General features: G+C 71.2%; 2 protein-coding genes and 1 pseudogene. All 3 read right to left on the bottom strand.

Features of this window, described 5'->3' with window-relative positions; all coding sequences use genetic code 11:
* Positions 1-74 precede the first annotated feature (74 nt).
* Positions 75-1,484 (bottom strand): M20/M25/M40 family metallo-hydrolase, encoded by a 1,410-nt coding sequence (locus G6048_RS47025; RefSeq protein ID WP_165345742.1) that lies wholly within the window; start codon positions 1,482-1,484, stop codon positions 75-77.
* Between the two features lie 101 nt (positions 1,485-1,585).
* Positions 1,586-3,151 (bottom strand): PstS family phosphate ABC transporter substrate-binding protein, encoded by a 1,566-nt coding sequence (locus G6048_RS47020; protein WP_328829054.1) that lies wholly within the window; start codon positions 3,149-3,151, stop codon positions 1,586-1,588.
* A gap of 130 nt (positions 3,152-3,281) precedes the next feature.
* Positions 3,282-4,181: pseudogene (locus G6048_RS47015) on the bottom strand (serine/threonine protein kinase); the annotation flags it as partial.

Here is a 4,181-nt window from a genome sequence, read left to right as displayed (position 1 = left end):
TCCCATCCCGGGGCCGGCCCCGGGATGGGACGGGTAGGGGCGGCGGGGGCGAGACAACCCCCGGCCAGGCGCCGTCACGTCTGCGGCTGCGGAAAAGCCACCGGGCTTCGATACCCCGCCCGGCTCACCGCCCGCACCCCGAAGAACACGTTGTCCTTCGACAGGTCGACCTTGTGTTTCGTCACGTCGCCGACCGGGATCGCGTGCGTCCAGTCGGGCTCCGTGGTCTCGCGCCACACGACCTCGTAGCCCGCGAGGTCGGGCTCGGGGCCGCGGGTCCAGGTCAGCTCGGTGGAGTTCGTCAGCGCGGCGGTGAGGATCTTGGCGCCCCGCGGGGTACCGGGGGCCTGGGCCAGGCTCCAGAGGGCGGCCGCGTTGACCTTCGCCACGCGGGCGATGAAGGGGAAGTCGCAGAACTCCGGCAGGTCCCCGTACTGCTTGCCGTTCTCGACCCGTACGTCCTGGTGCTGATGCGCGTAGTCCTCCGTCGGCTCGGTGAAGCGGGCGGCGGGATAGGCGCGTTCGAGGAACGGGATGTGGTCGCCGCCACGGCGGTAGCGGTCGCGGCGGTAGATGACGCGTACGTTCATGCCGGTCGCGGAGTTGTCCGCCGTGTCCCTCACGAAGCGGGCCAGCTGGCGGGTGGCGGAGTCGTTCTCGCCGCCCACGGAGCGGCGGGTGTCGGCCTGTTCGGGGGTTTCGGACGACGGGACACCCTCCGCGAAGAGGCGGATCGTGTACGGGTCTTTGGTGCCGTCGTCCGCCATCGGGCTGCCCACGATGTCGTTGGTGAACATGCCCTGGACGTCCGCGTCGGCCGACCGGAACCGCTGCGCCATGTGCGCCGCCCCGTACAGCCCCTGCTCCTCCCCCGCCACCGCCGCGAACACGATCGTCGCGGCAGGGCGGCGCTTCGCCATCACCCGAGCCAGTTCCATGGCGACCGCCACGCCCGAGGCGTCGTCGTCCGCGCCCGGAGAGTCGGACGTGGCGTCCATGGGGTCGCTGCACCGGGAGTCGTAATGGCCGGAGACCACGTAGATACGGTCCGGGGTGACCGAGCCGCGCAGGGTCGCGACGACGTTCGTGATGCGGGTGGGTGCGGGGATGCGGTTCGCGGGCTGCTGGACGTACGACTGGAGTTCGGCCGTCATCCGGCCGCCGGAGGCCTTCGCGTACGACTTCATCTGGGCCAGGATCCAGTCGCGGGCCGCGCCGATGCCGCGCTTGGGGTCGTCCTGGGAGGAGAGGGTGTGCCGGGTGCCGAAGGAGGCGAGTTTGCGGACGGTCGCCTCGATGCGCTCGGGGTCGATCTCCCTTAACAGGGCGCGGAGTTCACGGGACGGCGGCTGGGCGGTGGCGGGTGGACGCGTGCCGGTGGGCTCCATGGCCTTGGCCTGCGCGGCGACCGCGTCGGCGGACACCGCCACGGCCGCCGACGCCGCGGCCAGGACGTTTCTTCTGCTGGGACGGATGGGCCGCATGGATCCTCCCGGAACACGGGGTGGGGGGGAACACCGTGACTTGCCATCGTTCTGCACGCACCAGCCAGGGGCAAGGGCGCCCGGGGACCCCTGCCGGCCGATCAGCCGGCCTCGTCGCTCCTGGCCCTCTCGGCGCACAGGTCGGCCCCGGTCAACGTCTCGCACGGCACATGCCCATGCCCGCGGATCACGCTCTGGGCGGTGCCCCCGCGCATATAGGCGAGGAAGCTGTCGGTGAGGGAGCTCGCGGAGGGGCGGCCGTAGGTGTAGGCGTACTCGAGGCCGTAGTACGGGTAGGCGGTCTCGCCCTGCTCCAGATCCTCGACGGAGGACTGGTGACCGTCGATGGCGAGCCGGTGCAGTCCGCGCCGCTCGGTGGCCTGGCTGAGTTCGCTGTAGCCGATGGCGCCGGGGATCTCGGCGACCTTGTCCAGCACCTGCTGCGTGGAGTCGAGCTCGCAGCGCGTGACGGGATAGGACGAGTCCTCCTTGCTGCGGCAGTCCAGCGAGGTGCTGGGCACCCGCTCCCAGCTGTCCAGCACCTCCCGCTGGAACATCTGCCGGGTACCGGAGTCGGCGTCCCGGCTGACGAGGACGACGGGAAGGTCGGGGAGCCGTTCGTCGAGCTGCCGCCAGCGGGTGACCTCGCCGCGGTAGATACGGCGAATGTCGTCCACGGTCAGGCCTCCGCTCGGCCGGACGGCATCGTTGACGACCAGGGTGAACAGGGACAACGCGACACGGTTCGCGGTCAGTTCGGAGTCGTCGATGGTCTTGGGGCCGTCGGAGAAGGCGATGACGGCGGGTGAATCCTTCGATTGGGAGCCCAGGGCGGCGAGTTCGTTGACGCCGGCCGTACTGCCGCGCGCGTCCACGGAGATGTCGGCGCCCTCGCAGTCCTCCTCGTACTCGTCCTCCAGGTCCTCCAGCACGGGCTTGAACGCCGTCGACCCGGTGAGCGTCAGCTTGCCCGTCTCGCATTCGATCGGCGGCGGAGTGTCGTCCCGGGCGACGATGATCGTGGCCAGGGTCATCACGCAGACCGTGAGCAGCACGGTGATCAGCCGGGCCGCGCGGCTGAACAGCGGCGGTTTGTCGTCCGGAAGAACGGCGCTGTTGGGATGCACCTCGCCGTCGCGGATACCGCCGATGATCCGTATGCCGCTGCCGACATCCCCGCCCGACAGCAACACGAGCAGCTTGAAGTGCTCGCCCCGGTTGAGCGGGACCCGGGGGATGCGCAGGACGCCGTCCTGATAGCCGAAACCCGCGGCCGGGGTGAAGTGGTCCATGAGGTGGTCGGTGCCGGCCGGCTGCGTGACCGACACACCCCGGATGAGGCGGTCGCTGAACACCGCGGTGAGACCGTGCCGTTCACGCCCGGTGTAGTCGTTGTCGGCGATGCTCTGCGAGCCGTCGTTCTCGACGCGCAGCAGCACAAGCGTCGCGTCGGACATGTCCGACGCCTCGTCGAACAGCCCGAGCCGTACGTTCGCCCGCCCCGAACGCACGTCGTGACCGATGGGGTTGTCCATCTGCACGCGGTAGCCGAGCCGCTTCCGCCGCGGCACCCGGCGCTCGTACCAGACCATCACCGCGGACGCCACGACACCGACGAGCGCCGTCGTCAGCGCGATGACGTTCTCCGCGCTCAGCCAATCCTGCACGTGAGCCACTCCCCCGAGCATTACGCTGCGGGGTCAAGGTACGGCTCCCGGTGGGGACATTGGGGACACGACAGCGGATGTTCAGCTTCAGTTCAGCGAGTTCGCGCAGTTGTGTACGTCAACTCGCCTCTCAGCCCGTCTTGTTGTACGTCAGCTCGGCCCCGCTCCCGTCGGTCAGGCGGCGCAGGCTGCCGTCCGGGAGGATGGTCAGCTCCGAGGCCTCGCCCGGGGTGCAGGAGCTGGGCGGTTCGCCGACGGTGACCGTGGACGGGCTGATACGCAGCGGGCCGTCGGCGGTGGGGGCCGCGGCGAGCCTCGCCTGGAACACGCAGTGGTACGTACGGTCGCCTTCGTCGCCTTCCAGTCCCTCCGGGCCGTCCGCCGTGAGCGAGAGCACGATGTCGCCGACCTGGCCCTGCTGGATGGTGAGCCTTCGGGTGTTGCTGCCCTGGTCGGTGCCGAAGACCGCCACCCAACTGCCGAGGTACTTGGTGGGGATCACGCCGCCGACCGGGCTCTCCTCCGTGGTCTCCGACGGCTGGGCGGTCGGGTCCGGGTCCTGGCCCTGGTTGGTCGGGTCTGTCGTGGGTGCGCTCGCCGTCGGGGTCGCCGTGGTGTCGCCGCCCGCGCCGTTGCCGTCCCCGCCGCTCATCAGCGCGTAGACCGAGCCGCCCGCGGCGAGCGCGACGACCAGGGCCACCACGAGCAGGAAGGCGGTGGAGCGACCGCTGCGCTGGGGTGGCTGCTGCGGGACGCCGGCTCCCGGCCCGTACGCGGGCCCGTACGGGGGAGTCGAGCCCGTCGCGGGCGCGTACCCCTCGGGCGCGCCCCAGGTGCCGGGCTGCTGCGGGTAGCCGTACCCGGCGGGCTGCGGGTGCTGCTGCGGATAGCCGTAGGCCGGGCCCGGCGGAGGGGTCGGCGGAGGGGTCCCACCCGAGCCGTTGACCGTCGTGGGCAGGTGATCCAGCGGGGCGCTGCCCGGCCTGCCCGGCGGGGGCGGGGCGGACACCGAGGGGTGCGCGGTCTTCCG

The organism is Streptomyces ureilyticus, from assembly GCF_011045025.1.
GTDB classification, from domain to species: Bacteria; Actinomycetota; Actinomycetes; order Streptomycetales; family Streptomycetaceae; genus Streptomyces; species Streptomyces ureilyticus.
This window is presented reverse-complemented; position numbering and strand designations above follow the sequence as displayed.

Coding starts and splice junctions, on each gene's coding strand:
- G6048_RS47025 (WP_165345742.1), bottom strand. CDS start 1,484: ATGCGGCCCATCCGTCCCAGCAGAAGAAACGTCCTGGCCGCGGCGTCG.